Origin of the sequence: Sphingobacterium paludis (genome assembly GCF_004364125.1) — a bacterium.
In the GTDB taxonomy this organism is placed as follows: Bacteria; Bacteroidota; Bacteroidia; order Sphingobacteriales; family Sphingobacteriaceae; genus Sphingobacterium; species Sphingobacterium paludis.
Genome location: NZ_SNZV01000006.1, coordinates 189042 through 208215 on the forward strand (window position 1 = coordinate 189042; position 19174 = coordinate 208215).

Below are 19174 nucleotides of genomic sequence, written 5' to 3' on the forward strand. Positions count from 1 at the left end.
CTAGTTAACAAACATTTTTGCAAAATCCCAAGATACCTTCAGCATATAGTAGCGTCGAATGGTATCGAACCTTCTTTGTGTGAACACCGAGTTTACCGCCGAACGACTGAACCCGCGATTCTGGTTCAACACATCGTTGATCATGAAATCCACGACCAAAGACTCATTCTTCAAAAACTTCTTGCTGACGCCCGGATGGATCAGAAACTGTTCAAACTTCTGGTTGAACGCCTCTGTGGGCGCCTCATAGGTATAATTGTAGTTGGCATACACTTTTAAGGTTTTCGTAAAGAAATATTCCACACTACCATCAGACCCGAAAACAAAACCATTGCTGTTGATGTCTGTCTGCAAGCTCGACTTCATTAATCGGTATTGCGGACTTAGGTTCACATTAAAGTTCAAACCGGTCTTTGTATCCCGGATGATGTTGTAGGTAAAATTAAAATTCGTGGTGTTTACCTGGTTAAGGGCACCGTTGAAAAAATTGTAGTTTTGATTCCAGTTCAAGGACAATTGTGGCGAATTGCCTAAGCCTAGATCTTTATCCAGCTTAAAGTAATGTCCTGCCCAACCGCTCGCGTTGATGTTTGTCTTTCCATCGATATTATTCCACTCGTAGAAGTTGACGCCTCGAAGGGTATCGATATTCTGTGAGATAGGATCCTTCTGGAAAACCACATTACCACCTACATAGAAATAACTTCCTGTAAGCAATTTGAAGGTATTATACCCAGCATTGAAAGAGTTGCTAAATGATGGTTTGAGTTCCTCATTCCCCACGTACTGATTCAGTGGATCGCTGTTGTCCAGTATAGGTTGAATCTGGCTCAACGAAGGCAACTGATTTCGTCCATTATAATTAAACCATAACACCTTACTTTTTGTAAAGGAGTAGCTACCATTCAAAGACGGGTTGTACGTGAAAAAGGTTCTCGAAAGCTCGTCCTGCGTACGCACGTTAAACTGGTTCAGTTTATCATTATTGAGGCTATTGCTAAAGTTAGCTCGAAATTTATCCGTCGTATAGTTCAATGCCACTTTATAGTTACTGCTCAAGCGATCAAAATTGTAATTGTTACTGAATCGCTCATCTAAATCAGTATACTCGCCATTGGCCGATTTATTGAAAGATTCGACCAGAGAAGCATTTTTATTCCGCTCGATACCACCACCAACAGAAAGATTAAACACCTTCGAAAGGGGTTCTGTATACGTTATCGATGCACGCTGATTTTCGGATGTTTGCAATCTATTTTTCACTTGATCGGTGATGGAATCTGTATTGGTAAAACCGTTTTCCACGCGGCTATACAGCGTGCCACCGCCATTATTCTCATCGCGGCTCACTTGCCCATTAAACGTGAAAGACCGACCTTTTTTCATAAATTTATGGGTGTACAAGGCGTTTACACGGAATGAACTCACGTCGGCTTCCGTCATTTCTTGACTATTATTGGTAATAATAGGTTGCATGTTCGGATCTAGTTGTTGTGATCGTAGGTCATTAACCGTCCAAAGGTTTTTCTTCGTTGCATTCCCGGCTATGGTTAAGCTGTTTAGGGAATCCAGATTCAGATCGTATTTTAGGTTCACCCGGTGTTGATCATTTTCAGTATTCACATTTTTGGACATGTTATTGTTGATGATCCCGCTCATAATCGTTTCCTCATTACCATTACTGCTGATACGCCCGTATTTATAGTTTAGGTTTACTTTGTGCTTATCCTCTTTGAATCGGTCCGAGTAGGTTACTCCTGTATTGATCGCATTGGGTATACCCACCACGCCCTGCCCGGAAAAAGGATCTTGCACGTTGGTGAACCAGGTACTCCCATCATCGCCGTAAGAAACGCCACTATCGCCCCCAAATTTTTCTGCATCTTCGCGGCCTAAGCTTGTTGTTGCGTTATTTCCGAAAAGGCTATAGGCCGATATTTTTTGGCTGCCTTTAAATTTGTTGATCATCAGCTGGCCCATGTAAAACTCGTCCGTTCCACCGCCAAGCAATGCTTTACCAAACAATCCGTTTTTGGCATCTTCTTTTAGCTTTACATTGATGGTTTGCTCACGCTGCCCATCATCGACGCCGGTCCGTTCAGCCTGCTCTGACTTCTTTTCATAAACCTGCACTTTATCCACCATATCCGATCGTAGATTGCGCGTTACTAAGGTGGGGTCGTCCCCAAAGAACTCTTCACCATCAACCAGTACACGCTTCACCGTTTTACCTTGCGCCGTGATATTCCCTGCGGCGTCAACAGTGATGCCGGGCAGCACTTTCAATAGATCTTCCACTTTCGCATTTTTCTCCACGGTAAAACTTCCGGCATCATATTCCGTCGTGTCGCCATTAATCTTGATCGGGATACGCCCCGTTACCACAACTTCCTCCAGCAGCTGCGCCGTGCTCGTTAAACCGATGGCGAGATTCTGATAACTTGCTTTTGGTAGAATTTCGGTATAGAAATCTCCATACTTTGGGTAGCTGGCAATCAGCAGATACGTTCCGGTATCTGGCTGCGCCAAGGAAAACGAACCGCTCTCGTCCGAATAGGTAAAATCGACGAGGATCGAGTCCTTCGCGGTAATCAGCATCAACGATGCGTTAGTTAGTTTTTGGTTGTCCATCACATCGGTGACTTTTCCCGACAATTTACTTTGCGCATGGAGCGAACAACTTAGCACGCTCAAGAGCAAAAAGACAAGATGTCTCTTCATAAAGGTAAACATTCAATTATTTTATAATATACACTAGATACGGGTATATGTCGATGAAATAAAAGGAATGTTACAGGTTTTAAAAAAAAGATGAAAAATGATGCAAAGCGAGCTGTACAGGGGCTGGTATTTAGCATCGCGCCATAACGCAAGCATTCGTCAACCTATTAAAGCTCACGAATGCGCGTTATCTCTTAAAAAAATTTTATCCGTTAATTTTAATCTCGTCCAGCAGTGCAACCTCGGTGAGATCAAATGGCGTTTCTTGGTACACGAAATAATTCAGCCAGTTATTGAACAGCAAGTTGGCATGTCCTGTCCAACGCACCACGGGTGCATTTTGCGGGTTGTCCTCGGCATAGTAATTGTGCGGCACATCAATCTCCAAGCCTTTTTCTACATCTCGCTGATACTCGTCGTGGAGCGTTAGTGGTGCATATTCGGAATGTCCTGTCAGGTAAAATTCACGCCCACCTCGGGAAGATACAATAGCTACCCCTGCTTCTTCGGATTCAGACAGGATGCTAACGGCATCCTTGCGCAGCAAATCTTCTTTGCGTATCGTCGTATGTCTACTGTGCGGAATGTAAAACTCATCATCAAAACCGCGGAACAGCGGGTTTTTCTTTTCGGTAGCGTTATGTTTGAAAACCCCAAAAAGTTTTTCATCAAGTGGTACCTTCTCTACACCATGAAAATGGTATAGCGCGGCTTGTGCTGCCCAGCATATGTACAATGTGGACGTTACGTGACTTTTTGCCCAATCAAAAATCCGGGTAATTTCGGCCCAATAACTCACCTCTTCAAACTTCATCATCTCTACGGGTGCACCCGTAATGATCATGCCATCGTAATAGTTATTCTCAATCTCGCCAAAACCCTTGTAAAACATTTCGAGGTGCTCTTGTGGCGTATTTTTAGGCGTGTGGGTATCTAAGCGCAAGAATTCCACCTCTACTTGCAGAGGCGTGTTCGACAGCAAACGCACAAAGTCGGTCTCCGTAGAAATCTTTAAAGGCATCAGATTTAAAATCAACATCCGCATGGCGCGAATGTCTTGCGCATTGGCGCGAAGATCCGACATCACGAATATATTTTCTTCCTTTAAAAGCTCGATGGCTGGTAAGTTGCTAGGTATCTTGACAGGCATATCTTCTTCTCTTTCTCGTAGATTTAGGCAAATCTAAAAAGAATATACCAATTGTAGCCATACAAACCTGACATTATAAAGCTATTACGAAAAAAAACGAGACTAAGATGACCCTAGGCAAAAGCGTGACCGCCTCTTGACCTAATCTTCCAGCTCGTCCGCTAATACTAGCCGACAAAATTTCATCGTCGGGCTCTCTTCGTCGACGATAGACATAGGTCGTTCTTCATCGGTAGACGTAAACGTTGGGTGCTCGGCTTCTGCAGGCCGCTCCACCCGGATATCGGGAATATGCTCCCCTTCCTTATCAATGTTTGTGATAACAAAACTGTCCGAATCTTTTTCTACAATTTCGTACTGAAATAGTATTTCTTCACCTGAATCTGTGTATACTGTCTGCGATTTCTTTTCCATGTTTTGCTTTTTTGGTCTATCTCAAGAAGAACGAGCGAAAGGTTGGCATTGTTCAAACAAAACGCAAAAAAGATAAATAGCGTCTTTGTATTACTTGCTAAGAAGTCGACGGTAGATTGCGGTGTTCAACAACGCGCCTATCAATCGACATATCAACGCGCATGCAAAGATTTAGTTTTTGTAAACAAATCATTAACTACGCTGCAGTATATCTAATACAATTGCCTATTAAGTCGAATAACAACTATAATTTCAGACAAGTGATTGATCTATATTTATAAATACTAAACATTTCATATATTTGTGTTACTATAAAAACAAAGAAATGGGAAGAGCAAGCCAGGTAATTCAAATGGTCGTTTGCGATATGGCGGGCACCACGATCAATGAAGACAATCTTGTCTACAAAACGTTGCGACAAGCTATTAATCAGTTCGGCTACGATTTTACGTTGCCACACGTGCTTACGCATGGCGCCGGAAAAGAAAAAAGGCAGGCCATTGAAAGTATCATCGGCACGGTAGAAAAAAATCTGGAGCCACAGCGTATAACGGAAATCTTTCAGCTTTTTTTGGACCTATTGGAAGAGAAGTATGCATCAGCTCCCATAACGCCGCAAGCGAATGCTGCAGCGTTTTTTAAAGCGCTTACTAGCAAAGGAATCCGTATCGTATTGAATACCGGATACAACAAGAAAACTGCGGAAAAACTGATGGATAGGCTGGGCTGGAAAGTTGGCGCAGATATTGACGCTTTGGTCACGGCGGACGATGTGCCAAGGAATCGCCCTCATCCGGATATGATCTTACATGCCATGCAACGATTCGGTATCCAATCGGGCGATCGGGTAGTAAAGGTTGGCGATTCTGCAATCGATATCCAAGAAGGGCAAAATGCCGGATGCCGCCTGAACATAGGTATCACCACCGGCGCACATACGAAAGAACAGTTACAATCAGCAAGTCCGAATTATATCGTGGATAACTTGATGGACATTCTACCACTTTTAGACTAACACATAGCTTATGGCAGAGACAAAATATGATCTTATTGTTATTGGGGGTGGCATATTAGGCACCTTTCACGCCTACCATGCCCTTCTACGTGGGCTTAAGGTTCTGCATTTGGAGAAAGATAATTTTCCGGTGGGCTCTACGGTGCGCAACTTTGGCCAAGTGGTGCCATCAGGCATGGCTGACCGCTGGTTTGGGTTTGGCGTAAGAGGCTTGGATATCTATAACAACATCCAGCGTGATTTTGACATTTCCGTTCGCAACAACGGCAGTTACTACATCGCGTCAGATGATCAAGAGCTGCAGGTGATGCATGAACTTGCACAGCATTACAACCAGGTAGGTTATAGCCATCAGGTATGGAGCAAAGAGCAGGTGTTGGCGAAGTTTCCGGATTTACGAGCAGACTATGTGAAAGAAGCCCTTGTTTTTCCCCAAGAACTTAGCGTAGAACCCGAGTTGATGATCCAGCGCTTGCACGTATACCTGAAAGAAAAGTTTCCGACGTACCGCTTACGCTATAATCATACAGCGCTACATTGTGAAAGTACGCAGCAGTCTGTTTTCGTGACCTGTACAAACAACCTGCGCTTTGAGGCTGATCAAGTTGTGATCTGTAACGGTTATGAGTTTAAACTGCTTTACCGTGATCTATTCGATGATAGCGGGTTGGAAATAAGCAAATTGCAAATGCTTAAAACCAAACCGCTGCCACAGGTTCAGCTGCCCGGCAATATCCTGACCGGACTAACCATCAGACGATATGAAAGTTTCGAAGCCTATGCACCATCCTTCCATCACTTGAAAACGCCCGAACATTATGAAGAGTTGAAAAAATGGGGAATCCATATTCTTTTTAAGCAAGCCGTGGATGGGAGTATCATCATCGGAGATTCGCACGAGTATGCTGCCGGAAACCGCTTGGAAGAATTGGGGTATCGTGTCAATTCGGCTATTAACGCCCTAATGATGAAGGAGGCAAACCGTATACTCCCCGTTTCGGAACAGCAAATTGCTTCATCGTGGGCAGGATTCTATGCGCAACATAAAAACCATATTGTTGAACACGACTTGGACAGCCGCATCCATATACGAACAGGTATTGGCGGTAAAGGCATGACGGCTAGCGCGGGTTATGCTGAGCACAGCATCAAAAAATTGCTTCATGGGTAAAGGTTGCGCAACCGTTTTTCTTATTATGTGCAAACCTAATGGCGCGTAAATCGGCTCAACAGGTCGAGCTAGCGCGCCCACTGCGGGGGGCATAACAGAGACGTTTACAACATAGCCCGCAAAGCTATGCTGGAGCATCTTTCACCCTCCTCGCAATACCCTTTTTGTCGCACCATACGTAACTACCCACTGTCGCCAAACCTACCTCCAGAACGTGTTACTCGCCTCCACCGATATCACTTCGCGAATTCCATATCACCCATTGTGGCGCTGTGCCGTCTATATTTTTGTCTGAAATAGACGGCCGATAAGGCTACCGCTATGGCGCCTATACCTGCCCCGAACAAAACCATAATCTGAAAAAAGCTGCCCCAGCTCGCTTGAAACAAACCAAGCTCCCGAACGAGCAAAACAAACACGCTACCTAAATAGCCCACTGAATCGGCAACATACATTAAGAAGCCGATATTGCCCTTCACTTTAAAGGCCGCTAGAAAGCGTTCGAAAAAAATCGCATTGAAGGGAATGTAAACCATATACAATCCTAGCCCGGTCAACACCATCCAGGTTACACTGTCCAGCAGTTGGTTTTGAAAACAATAGGTAACCCCGGCGGCAAGCATACAGCCGAAAAACAACATCATATGTATATAGGAAAACGCGCGCACATTCCCTTTTACACAGATCATCAAACTCATTAGCGCCAACACCAACAATGCGATGAACGTATCGGTTCTGAAATAAATTCCTCCATCGGTCACCCCTACATCAGCCCATATCTCCACCTCAAAATTGTCGCGTACATCACGAAGCATGGTAAACAAGAGGTAAATAAGCACAACGATTGCCAGCCCAGGCCAAAAGCTTTTTAAGAAGCTGATGCGCTCGGTATGCGTCATAGGCTTTCGCTCGGTGCGCAGCGCTTTGTCCTCTGCATCGGGCGGCGGCACGCGTTCTAAAATCGTGGTGAAGAGGAGGAGTGGCAAAACAAATAATAATCCCGTAGCGAAGGGCATCCAACTTTCCGTAACGCGCAAATGCTCCATTAAAAAGCGCGCTAAAGATTTTACAAAGCCCGATGCAAAAACGAGGCTTACACTCATCACAGCAGCAAGGAACTCCGTGGCACGTCGCCCCTCCAAATAGGAAAAAACGATCCCCCAAATCATCCCTAGGGGCAAACCGTTCATAAACATAAATAGGATATTATAAGGCGCCGGCGTAACGGCAAAACCTAGCAATGCTATCCAGGCCAACCCTATTAGCACAAGAAGCTTAACCCCTCGCTTACGTTGGCCAAGTTCAGCGACAAATTTGATACCATAAAACTTGCTGAGCATGTAACCCATCACTTGGGCGATCACCAACCAAACTTTGTAGTCTATGCCGAGCACAGGCAACTCGGCGAACATAGCCGCTGTAAAAGCCTTTCGATAGGCATACATGCTGGTGTAACAGCCAAATGCCGCCAAAGCGAGCAACAGCATCTGTACCACATATGGCGCCTTGCCAAGATCGATCTTGCGTGAACCAAACGCTTTCATGAGCAGCTTATTTTCTTGTAAATATATGATCAAAACCAGCTTCTGCCAACCCATTTTTCTTACGTGAGATGCTCCAAAGATTTGGATGATGCGTCTTGCCATCTTTCGTTCACCTAGCAAGGCCGGGAGTTTGCGCTGCGATTTCCAAAAGGCACATTCCAAATCCATATGCATATCCATTTCCCAGATTCATGCTACATGGGCGATACGGAAACAAGTAAAGTTAAACAATACTAAACAAAGTTTATTAAAAATAATCCTATTTCGCGTTAACAAATTATTAAATCCATGCGTTAAACCAGCTTTTCAACCCGTAACGGTGCGGGGATCGAGCATCAGTGTTCAGTATCCAATTGACCATAGAATGAAGACCTAACTTAGCGGAATAAAATCATTCCATCCGTTGTGATCCATTGTTTTAACAGTGATTAAAAATCTTTCTATAATATTTTTTGGCATGCCCCGCCCTATGCGCAGCATTTTCTTTTGATCTGCTAAGCTATGCTTTTCCAGCAAAGAGGCCACCACATCAGGCTGCAGCTCCAGCCGAGTTGCATTCTTTTTTAGCGGGTAAATAACTAAAAGCATATTCACATATACGTTGGCGGAAATTTTAAGCATCCATTTGTCTATTCCACGCTGCTTAAGCTGATTAAACACCGCATCAGCCTGAAGCCTCTCTCCGTCTCGCAAAATAACATACCGCCACCTGGATGCGGAATGAATAAAGACAATATCTAAGAATCGAGGTGCAGCCCCCTGCATGGCCCCCTGTATCCCGCCCTTCTCGATCAGGAAATAATAAAGATTTTGGGGGTAGCTTTCATCATCGAAACGCGAGCGATGTGTCTTATCGGTTTCTTCGGCGTTCGAGCCTTGCGCTATCCTACTGCCAAACGGTTCATCATGCTTCTCCTCACGTTTTGCCAGCAGATCCTGTACGTTCGGGAATTCCTCTGCGTCGGTGTTCAGCAGCGGCGGTAAAACTACAGCCTTTACTTGTTTAAACCCCCTGCGCCCTACCTCCGAAACAACCTCATCAAGCTTCTGTTTCCCAATACCGCTATCGGAATCGATAGACCCATGCGGGATGTAGAGGAGACCAAATTTTTGCTTGCGCCAAAGGGTAAATGCATAAAGGAATGTCAGCACAACAATAGTTGGCATGTAATAGAGCAGATCATGTAAAACCCTATCCTTAACATGATCTAGCGACTCGCCCACCGCCGCGACCATAGCGAGATGCATAACGTAGACTGGCGCAAGAGCAAATAAAAAATAATAGACGGCAGTATGTCGTCCGATAAGTCGTTCCTGCTTTGCCTTTCGTTCAGCTAAAAAATGTACTCTCGCGTAGGAAATCCAGAGTGCATATCCTACAAAAGCGCCCGTAGTAAGCAGCATGTCTAGCCAGAAACGGAAGCTTCTAAGAGGCTCTTTCTCGGTGCCGGCGCAAGCCGTGATATTAATCAACAGTGCTAACACCAAAATAAATAAAAACGCGTGGCTAAATTTCATATGTTAATCCCCCCTAAAGCTTGGTTATTAGACAGAATCTGAGCGATTCCTTTCATATTCTACATCCCTAATATATAAAAATTAACGAATAACGACAAATACTATAAATGAAAGCACAAAATAACACCACAACGAACAAAACCCCTATGCATACGGGATGGATCAAGATGTAATAGTGACTACCACAATGTGCAAGGAATCTACAGAATAACCATTTTATGCAGGGCTAACCTGTTTACAATAGACCATATTGACCATTTTTTGGACGCAGTTAGCTTGCGGAAGTCGTTGATAAATAATTCTTTTACCAAAAGCGGACTGACGATAACGCCATCGTCAGTCGACAAGGTATAGGTGCGCAGCATATCATCAGCAATCGAAACGCGCTAAAAGGCTGTCCCATTGTATTAACAGAATCGAATTTTTGGATTGGCCATCCTTAACATTCCGTATAGATAATTACCTAGCGACGCAAATCATGGAAAAGAGCGTTTATTATTTGCTACCTGTACATTTCAGGCAAGTTTCTGAATTCCCAAAGCAGGAGCTGTTTGTACCGCCTACGCGCATGCTACATGCGAAGTGTAGCTACTGGCTAGGGGACGGGGGACGAGCTGTCTTACAGGAATTTGACGGACAATATGCTTATTTACAGCTGCTGGATATCGATACACCTGATTCTTTAATAGTAAGCCTTTCTGCAGCACGCCCAGACCTACACGCGCTATACCTGCTGTCTGCGGAAGGGCCTATCGATTTTTCCGAGGAAAAGGCGGGGCAATGCATGGCCTTAACGCCAAAACAAGCCTGCTTTCTCTACCTCCCAGAAGGAAACTATGGCTTGCGGGTGGGTCCGGGCCACAATCAACTTTTTACATTTGCTTTCCGGGCCACAATTTTTCGGAAAGCAAACGAGCCACCTTATCATTTTATTCAGCCATTGGTACATGCTCATCGCACCCAAGAAGCGGCTCCACGAGCGAGCTCGCCCCACGTTATCGATATGCGCAGCGAGCATCTGGTCAACCGGCTATGTGTTGCGCTGCACCCCCGCCGCCTCGGCAACGATCAGTATATCCTCAGCAAAGTTATCGACCTGATCCAATTTGCTCATGAGGCCATATCGGCAAAACAAGGCACCCTGCAACATGAAGAGCGTCTAGCAAAAGAAGCCTATACCCTTTTGCAACATTATGTTAATGAGGATGGGCAACAGGTTCGCATAGGCCAGCTTGCTGCAGCGCTCGGAAGGAGCAGCAGGTATATTCAACAGTTGCTCCGCAGGCATTATGGGTATAGCGGGCACAAACTCAAAGAGCACATGTTGCTAGAAAAATGCAAAGCACTCTTGGCGGATGGGTATAGCGTAAAGGCTTGTGCCTATATCTGCGGTTACAGCTCTATAGAGGCATTTCATCATTTTTTCAAAAGGCACATGCAGGAAAACCCAAGCAGCTACCGTGCGCGGCAACTGGAAAAACCCCGTTAATGTGGTGTTTCCAAAGCCTCCACCGTGCTCCGAAGCTGCTTTAAGTGTCGCTGCGTATGGTAAATGTTAAACCACAACCATTCCAAACGGGTGAAGGGGCCGTATTCTGGAATTTCAAAATCGGTACACGTACGTGCCAGATCTTGGCTATCGATCACGTCGATGCTTTGCCGAATGCGCAACTCCAGCGCGTCTAGCAGGCGTTGCTTGTCGACCCTTTTCTCTGTAGGCAGCACAGCCTCCGGTGCATCCATCTTGATATCAAAATTTAAAAAAATGGATTTGATTTGCGGAATGCGGGCATCAGGCGCGCGCTCAGTTTCGCGGCTGTTGCCGTTCATGGTATCGACAGAAGCGTATGATTTCCGGATATGATCGCCAATTTGGCCCGGCGACCAGCCGCCATCCGCAGGCTTCGTGTTTAACGCCTCTTCATCAAGATTTTTAATGATATCGACAAATGCATCGCTTACCTCTTCGAAAGCTTCCGCCGTTTTATATTCCATCATAACAACTATTTTTAAGACAAAAACAATGCTGTCGTTGCTTTGTTTGCTGCCCCATCGCAAAGCTAAAAACTGCGTTTGTAAACTATCCGTAATGCGGTTCCGATCTGAGCAGCTCCACATCATACCAGAGCCCTACCTTTACGCAACACCCGATGAATTTAGGCGTATACAAAATACATACAAGCATCATGAAACAGCATAGAAAAAAGTTCGCGCTGTTCCGGCGCTAAGCGCCGAACGCCAAAAAACATAAACAGCAAATTAGTAGCTGATGTGCTGCGCACTGAACCGCATCGCTAGACATGAATAAAAAATGTATCACATAAAGTTCGCACTGACCTCAAAGTGCATATTGAGCTATGGCAACATTAAAAACGAGCTGGCTACGCGCCAGCGTACTTTTCGGTATCTTGGTCTTTGGTCTATTCTTCGCCGTAAAAGCCTTAGAAGTCGAAACAACGACATCGCAAACGCAAGATTGGTTTATTTACACAGGTCCAAATCAAAGCCTAGGAGAAATTGAAAACCCTGATAATTATCAGCTAGCGGATGAGCAGCCCGGATGCAACAGGGGCTCAGAACTTTGTTCGATAGCAGCAGCAAACGATGGCAACGACAGACCGGTTCTAAGCAGCCCATTGGTTAATCACATTTTGAGCACCATACAAAATGGACAACCTTCTGAAAGCGTTAAGCTACAAAATTAGTCCCTATTAAGCGGAGGGCCCAAACCGGGCCCTTCCTATTTACCGCATATTTTGTTCAATGCCACCATATCGAATCGCCTCTAGCGGTATTGGTAACGCATAGCCCAAGCTATTGGGTTCCAAGCGGTAAAGCTGCCCATTGAGCCTGCGTTGCAGCACAATATTTTCCCCATCCAAATTACGCCTTCGAATATCGCTCCAGCGGCGGTTTCTATAGATCAATTCTTTCCTGCGCTCGCTTTGTACAAGCGCCAAAAGCTCCGTCGTAGAAATGGCCATATTTGGGATGCCTGTAGGCATATACCGCATCCGAAAGTAAGGTTCTAGCCATTGCCGAGCTGCTTCCTCCCGGTTTGTTCGCAGCGCAGACTCTATGCAGGTAAGATACATTTCGCTCGTACTTAGACCTGTAAACTGGGTGTTGCGCGCTTGTAGGAAGCTTCCCTTAAAGATCGCATTCGCATCTGCATTAAATTGAAAGTAGCAGCGCTTTCGGTAATCCGTATCGGTGTAAGATGCATAAAGCACGGAGTCTACGATGGAACGTTGGGGTGCTAGAAATTCACTAAATCGGTTCGTATAGTGAATCACTTCGATATTATACATATCAAACGGTAGCGCCGCAGTATGGTTTATCGTTGCAAAATTTAACAATGTACTTTCCTCCTGTAATACCAGTTGGGCAAACGCAAATGCTCGTTCATAATCAGCAATATCAAAGGCTACTCTCGCCTGCAGCGCCCTCGCCGCACGTTTTGATGGTCGTGTCTGCACAGCTGTGGTTGAAGGCAACAGGTCGACAGACATAGCTAGGTCTTCAAAAATTTTGCGATAGCATGCTCCTACTGCCGCCCGAGGAAACGAAATGTTTACATCCGCTGTCGTGCGTAATGGAATGCCCAACGCGTCTTCATTTTCCCCCACCCGATAGGGCATAGAAAATATAGTCAATGCCTCGAAAAAAGCCAGGCTCCGGTAAAACAGAGCAGTGCCTTTGATCTCATTGTATATCGCTGGCGTTAAACGTTCGCGAAGCTCTTCCACCCTTTCCAATACAACATTTGTATAATAAACCTCCTCATAAATCAAGCTCCAACCAACCTCATCATTCTCCGTACTGCTGTAAATATATTTATTTCGCGCTATTTCTGAGCCGGAGGCATTCCAGGTTTGATCCAGCACATAGTAGTTATCTGCTAGATCCTCGCCCGTGATAATCTGTGCATGCATCACAAACTCATTATCCAATAGGGCATATAGTTCCGACGCCCGTTCAATGGTAGCCAAACCAGCATCAGGCTTCACATCCAGGTAATTGCTGCAGCTCGACAGGAGCCCCAATATCGCCAGATAAGTTCGTATATTGTTCATATGTATGTTTTTAAGCTGTTAAACACCTTGTTAAGCATTTCCTATCCTGTTTTATGTTGGCCAGCATGGAGATCATATCCCGCTCCACTACAAGCCCATAGTAAATCCAAAAGAAACTGTGCGGGGTAGGCCAATATCATTTCGCGGAGTAGCCGGGTCTACCCCCACATCATTTGCTTTCCATAATATCCCCACATTGGAGACCAAGGCAAAACACTCCATGTTTTGAAAAAACCTTGATTTCCCCCATCGGTATGCCACGCGCACATCGTTCAAGCGCAGCACATCTCCACGTTGCACATTGACCTCCGCACCGGTATAAAAGCTATTTCTAAACGAATTGGTTGGGTAGATAAAGGATGGGACGTTCGTATGCTGCTCATCCCCAGGAGCTTGCCAACGGGTAGACCAGTCGGCATGTAGAGGTCTCCACCCTCCTAGATTACCCTGCTCCAGGCCAGCACGCCTAAAAAAGTATTGAAATCGAAATCCAATATTCATCGACAGCGCGATATTTTTGTAACGCAGGTCGTTGCGCAGCGAGCCAAACCAAAGTGGGCGTGCGTTGCCATGCAGTATCAGGTCATCAAAGGTGGAATTGTTAATGATGCTGCGATAGTCTTCGCTAGCCTCTCCATTCAAAAAACCTATTGGATTGCCCGTTTCCGGGTTTAGGCCACCCCATCGATAACTAAAAACCCCATACGCCGGGTAGCCCTCGATGGGGGCAACATTCTGTATCGCAGACATCACGGGATTCCGCTCGACCATATACCGTGTTACCATCACTTTATTATAGCTTAGCATCAGTGTACTGGACCATTGGAGGGCACCTTGCAGATTTTGACTTGTCAAACTAAAATCCATCCCCCGCCCCATCAGGTTTGCACTGTTCATATTCATCTGCTCAATCCCCGTCGTGGGATCCATCGGTGTGCTGCCTATCAAATCCACGGATTTTTTTTGATACAGATCCATAGAACCTTTCAGGCGGTTTTTCAACAGCGCAAAATCGAGCCCGAGGTTGGTCGTTTGTACATTTTCCCAACGTAAGGACGGGTTGGGCGGGTTGACAAGGGTAGCAAACCGCAAGCGCCCATACTCGGACACTGCAGTCCCATAACGCACGGTGCTGAGCGCCGGCACGGTATTGTTCACATTACCGCTGTGACCATATGAAATACGAAGCTTGAGCGTGCTAAATAGTTCGCTGTTAAAAAAGCTTTCCTTATGCAGGCTCCAGGCGCCGCCTATGGACCATAAAGGTGTCCATTTGTTATTGGTGTCCACGCCAAATATATTTGATGCATCTCGACGGGCACTGAGATACAGGTCATACCGATCCGCATAGGTGTAGGCCATATTTCCGTACAGTGACACGAAGCGATTTGTAAACGCCTGCGTATAAAAACCCGTTGTACCAATGGAATTAGATCCGCCGACGTTTTCATATGTCGGGAAGTTTGAAAGTAAATCAACCGGTACAAAGGTGAGATTGTCTGGGTTGTAGCCAAATAGTCGGTTCCCATTCGCTGTTCGGTTGGCCTCCCGCACTTCGGCACCGATCAGCATGCTGATGTTGTGTTTTTTTGCAAATCGCTTTTGGTAATCCAGTTGATTACGCAGCGAGAGGCTTCGGCTATCGCTAAAGGTCTGCGCAAGAATTCCGCCCATCGGCACGCCATAGCGGTAGCTGCCCTGCGTACCCGAGGTGTAGCGGTTAATCAGATTTCGCGCTAAATAGCTGTCCAGATCAGACAGTTGATTTCCCTTTCCATTGTTATAGCCCAATTGCCCACTGCTGCTGAAGCTTAGTCCGGGCAAGATTTTTACCGTAGCGCCGAGGTTGATGAGCAAGTCGTTCGCCACCGTCCAGTTTTCGCTGCCCCGCAGCTCGTCATATGGCCGATACCGCCAGTCCAGCAGGCCCCGACCTTCCAAACCATCTAGATAGCGGGCACTGTAGGCGTGGTTTACGGCTAAGGCCTGGCCATTCTCCACCAGTTGCGCATAGGGGTATATGGGCTGTGCGGCGTCATACCCAAAATTAGATCGCTCGTCGCGCAGCCTGCTAAACATGATTTTACTCTGCACATCCACCCTTTTCCCTAACGAGATATTGTAAGAGCTGTTGAGCGTGATTCGCTGCGTGCCATTATAGCGTAGCGTATGATCCTGCTGATCAAAGCCGGCAGAAAGGTAATAGCCGCTGCGCTCGGTGCCGCCGCTGATGTTGAGCGCATAGCGCTGATCGACAGCATTGCGATAAAAATAATCCATATAATCCTGGCGGATGTCGATACTGCGGTAGCGATCAATCTGCGCACGCATAGCATCTTCGGACAGTAGCCCGTCCCTGTTCAGCCGCAACAACTCGACGACAGGCGATAGCACGGGCCGCCGTAAATTGTTGATCTGTGCATTGTAAAAGCCTTGCTGGAATAGAAACATCTCCATGTCGATAAATTCGCTGCTGCCCGCCTGGCGCAGGCGAAAAAGATCTGGCTTTGCCTCGACAGAGAAGTTGCTGCTGAGGCTAATGCGCTGCGCCTCACGAGCACGACCCTTTTTCGTGGTCACCACGATGACGCCATTACCGGCACGCGCACCCCAAATGGAGGAGGCCGCCGCATCTTTTAAGATTGAAATGCTTTCCACATCGTTGGGGTTGATGTTTTCTATACTCCCCTCATAAGGAAAGTTGTCCAAAATAATGAGCGGCGCCTGTGCGCTCTCGATGGTGCTGATGCCCCGCACGCTGATATTGCCATCGGTACTGTGTGGAAAGTTGTAGTTGTAGGTGCGGCGGTCAAAGGCTACCGCTGTCGTCATATCTTCCAAGCGGTTTAGGATATTCGAACTAGGCGACCGCTCAAGCACTTCTTTTCCCACTACTTCTACCGAACCTGTCAAACGCTCCCGGCTGATGCTTTGGTAGCCGGTATTTACCTCGACCTCGTCCAATACGTTGTCGCCTTTCACCAACAGCACCAGCAGCTGCGGGGGCAACGCATCAAAGCTGCGTGTATAGGGCGCATAGCCGATATGCGTGATGCGTAGATGATAGGGTTTCTGGAACGCCGACAGGTTATAGCGACCGTTCTCGGGTTGGAGCCAGCGCCCATTTACCGTGATACTGTAGTCGGCCACGGCTTCCTGCGTCGCGCTATCACGCACCATCAACGTCAAGCCTGTTTGCGCTTGAAGGCCCAGCGGCAGGCACAGCGCCAGCCAAGCGATGATCCAGAGACTACAGCGTACCATAGTTCCTCCCTTTTATAACCAATACCGGCATGACTGCTTGGTCCGGCACCACGCGCAAGCCCGCCTCTTTTATCAGTGTTAGCAGCTGTTCTGTCGTAAGCTTCGCTGTGTCTTGCCTTGGGTAGTATCGCCCATTCGTTAAGGAGTCTGGGTCGATAAGCGGCAGCGATGAAGGAAGCCGGTTGTAGGTATCAAATACATGGAACAGCGGGCGCGATTCTTCACCTGCTGAAGTTGCCAGCGTGCCCCCGCTTTGCAAACGCAAAACCTTTACACGGCGGTCTTCTAGCGTAAAGCGGATACCCAACATGCGCTCCAGTGCGTCGGCCATGTTTTCACGCAACAGAGAATCATTAGCGTCTAGTGGCGCCACACTTTCGTAGCAGAGGCTGTGCTTAACCAGCCAAGGCAGCTTATCCCCCATCCGCGTGTGGTAATTAATGCTTTCCAGCGTATAGGCAGTATTTTCAAAAACGACGCGGTTTAGCGGGATTGCATCCTTTTGCAGCGCCCGCAGCATCAACGTCAGGAGGGGTTGATTGTAATAATATACACGCTTCGTGCCCAGCGCAGAATCGGCGAGCAGCCCTTCTACGGGTGCCGAATCTTGCCGATAACCGCTCAGCACATTGTACAGTTTAGGGCCATTCGCAGCAATATTGCCCAGCCCTATGAGTGGCTTGTTAAAAGCAAAATCATCTTTATAGTAGTTTACTTGAGGCTTACCTCCTCGCAGCGCGGTGCCAAATAGGGCGTCATTCATCGACTCGCTACCGCCGATATGCAGCACTTTGTTGTTGCGGATAAACACCATATGCGGCAAGGTTTTATGCCGAAAGAACATGCGCAGCGCCGCGTCATTGATCACCAGTGGTAAAGATGTGTTGGCGACGATGTCATTTTTTTGGGAGAAGGAAACGACCTCATTGGCTGTTTGCGTGGTTACAAGCAAAAGACTAAGTCGATCGCCATACGTATTACGCAGGGCTTCGCCATGCTTCATCGAGCTGATGCAGCTACCACACCAGGTGCTCCAAAAATCAAGCACCAGCAGTTCGCTCTCGGCATAGTCGCGCATGGATCGCGTCGTCAGCTTTTGGCCGGGATCCAACATCGTTAAACTGAGGTTCCAAAACTCTTCGGGAATTTCATCGCCTATGCGGAGTCCGCCGTTGTCCCTCGACCCATCGGCCCCACGATCGCGGGGCTCCTGGGCGAAGGCAGCCGATAGGCTGCTAAACAACACAACGAAAAACAGCCCCATGGGCAGGAAAAATCGATGTACGCCGCTATTCAAAGCGTCGCGACGCTTAGTGTTTCTTTCGGTCTGCGCGCTTTCTTGATGTGCACGCGCCACGCTGTAGCTAGGGCTTGACAAAAGCGCAGTCCTTGCTGACTCATTTACACGGTGGTCGACTAGCGGCTTGTAACGAGGCCTGGGCAGCGCAAAGTACCGTTCACAGCTGCTAGGTAGCAACTCGCCCAGACCTGCGGATCTGCGCCACAGCGGCACAGCAGGACACCGCCCCGGCGATAGGTTAAACATTGTTTTCATGATTAGGAAGTTTAAGCAGGCTATGCTGAGGGCATGAGGCTATAGCCCACGCTGATCAACGCGATAGCATGCAGATAAATAAAAATTCCGAAGTCATTGTAAAAAAGCGGAAATCATAAGGGTTATAACGGTCTATACAGCAGCGCCTTCGGAAGGATGAAAAATCAATACCGGCGCCTCCCTATATCAAGTGTATTGGAAATGTTTCACCGTCTCTTGCCGATCAATAAAAAAACAGTTAGCTTTATGCTGAAGAAATAATAAACCGTTTGTTTTTATTGACCTATCGACGGGAACACATTCTTGTTGTTGAAGTTTATGAAGGCAGCCGGAGGCAGACAGTCGTAAAAGGAAGCTTGCTCGAGGGTATTTTGTAGAATATCAAATACGCAGCGTTGTCGCAAAGCGTATGGAGTCTTCCCTTTTCGTATTGCCTGTTTTATTGTTCTACCGATCAGTTCGGCGGGCACTTCACGTTCTTATACATAGATTTTGGGTAGTGGGCCTCGGAATATTCCGTGACCAAGTGCGCATGTCTTGTTCTTGTGGTCATTATGTTTAGTATTATAATCTTTTGATATATGATCATAAAACGATGGGCACTTCAGCAGCTTAAGGGATGGCGGTATTGTTGGAAAACCAATAGGGCGAGCCTCAATGCTTTACAAGTGGTACCGTCAAGAACCACCACAACCTTAGTTGTGGCTCCCTAAAGACTTACATGAAACTCGCCCTATTGAACTGAT

Annotated in this window: 13 protein-coding genes; 4 read left to right on the forward strand and 9 right to left on the reverse strand. The window is 46.7% G+C overall.

What is annotated here, in order from left to right; genetic code table 11:
• From B0I21_RS13225 to B0I21_RS13235, 3 genes are all read right to left on the reverse strand, one after another.
• Positions 1-2721 (reverse strand): outer membrane beta-barrel protein, encoded by a 2721-nt coding sequence (locus B0I21_RS13225; RefSeq protein WP_133640960.1) that lies wholly within the window; start codon positions 2719-2721, stop codon positions 1-3.
• Between the two features lie 205 nt (positions 2722-2926).
• Positions 2927-3871 (reverse strand): homoserine O-acetyltransferase MetA, encoded by a 945-nt coding sequence (metA, locus tag B0I21_RS13230; protein ID WP_133640961.1) that lies wholly within the window; start codon positions 3869-3871, stop codon positions 2927-2929.
• Positions 3872-4012: 141 nt separating this feature from the next.
• Positions 4013-4285 (reverse strand): hypothetical protein, encoded by a 273-nt coding sequence (locus B0I21_RS13235; protein ID WP_133640962.1) that lies wholly within the window; start codon positions 4283-4285, stop codon positions 4013-4015.
• 325 nt (positions 4286-4610) lie between these two features.
• On the opposite strand from B0I21_RS13235, the gene B0I21_RS13240 reads away from it, so the two are divergent.
• Both B0I21_RS13240 and B0I21_RS13245 read left to right on the forward strand, forming a co-directional pair.
• Entirely contained in the window at positions 4611-5300 is a 690-nt protein-coding gene (locus B0I21_RS13240; protein WP_208292342.1) for a phosphonatase-like hydrolase, read from the forward strand.
• Positions 5301-5310: 10 nt separating this feature from the next.
• On the forward strand, positions 5311-6471 hold the full coding sequence (locus B0I21_RS13245) for a TIGR03364 family FAD-dependent oxidoreductase (RefSeq protein WP_133640963.1): 1161 nt from the start codon (positions 5311-5313) through the stop codon (positions 6469-6471).
• Positions 6472-6707: 236 nt separating this feature from the next.
• Here B0I21_RS13245 and B0I21_RS13250 read toward each other — a convergent pair whose 3' ends face one another.
• Both B0I21_RS13250 and B0I21_RS13255 read right to left on the reverse strand, forming a co-directional pair.
• Positions 6708-8195: a DUF5690 family protein gene (locus B0I21_RS13250; protein WP_243836130.1), complete on the reverse strand. Its 1488-nt coding sequence runs from the start codon at positions 8193-8195 to the stop codon at positions 6708-6710.
• A 192-nt stretch (positions 8196-8387) separates the two neighbouring features.
• Positions 8388-9533, reverse strand: coding sequence for a hypothetical protein (locus B0I21_RS13255; RefSeq protein WP_133640964.1), 1146 nt, complete (start codon positions 9531-9533; stop codon positions 8388-8390).
• 478 nt (positions 9534-10011) lie between these two features.
• Here B0I21_RS13255 and B0I21_RS13260 point away from each other — a divergent pair, with 478 nt between their 5' ends.
• Positions 10012-11022, forward strand: a complete 1011-nt coding sequence (locus B0I21_RS13260; RefSeq protein ID WP_133640965.1) for an AraC family transcriptional regulator — start codon at positions 10012-10014, stop codon at positions 11020-11022.
• Here B0I21_RS13260 and B0I21_RS13265 read toward each other — a convergent pair.
• Positions 11019-11531 carry a DinB family protein gene (locus B0I21_RS13265; RefSeq protein ID WP_166637851.1) on the reverse strand — a complete coding sequence of 171 codons (513 nt, stop codon included), beginning with the start codon at positions 11529-11531 and terminating at the stop codon, positions 11019-11021. The genes B0I21_RS13260 and B0I21_RS13265 overlap by 4 nt on opposite strands.
• Before the next feature lie 359 nt (positions 11532-11890).
• Here B0I21_RS13265 and B0I21_RS13270 point away from each other — a divergent pair, with 359 nt between their 5' ends.
• Entirely contained in the window at positions 11891-12238 is a 348-nt protein-coding gene (locus B0I21_RS13270) for a hypothetical protein (RefSeq protein ID WP_133640967.1), read from the forward strand.
• Between the two features lie 39 nt (positions 12239-12277).
• On the opposite strand, the gene B0I21_RS13275 is transcribed toward B0I21_RS13270, so the two are convergent.
• From B0I21_RS13275 to B0I21_RS13285, 3 genes are all read right to left on the reverse strand, one after another.
• On the reverse strand, positions 12278-13609 hold the full coding sequence (locus B0I21_RS13275) for a RagB/SusD family nutrient uptake outer membrane protein (protein ID WP_133640968.1): 1332 nt from the start codon (positions 13607-13609) through the stop codon (positions 12278-12280).
• A gap of 87 nt (positions 13610-13696) precedes the next feature.
• Complete coding sequence (locus tag B0I21_RS13280; RefSeq protein WP_133640969.1) at positions 13697-16873, reverse strand: SusC/RagA family TonB-linked outer membrane protein; 3177 nt, start codon at positions 16871-16873, stop codon at positions 13697-13699.
• Positions 16860-18428, reverse strand: coding sequence for a TlpA disulfide reductase family protein (locus B0I21_RS13285; RefSeq protein WP_133640970.1), 1569 nt, complete (start codon positions 18426-18428; stop codon positions 16860-16862). Before B0I21_RS13285 ends, B0I21_RS13280 begins: the two co-directional genes overlap by 14 nt.
• Positions 18429-19174: the final 746 nt, after the last annotated feature.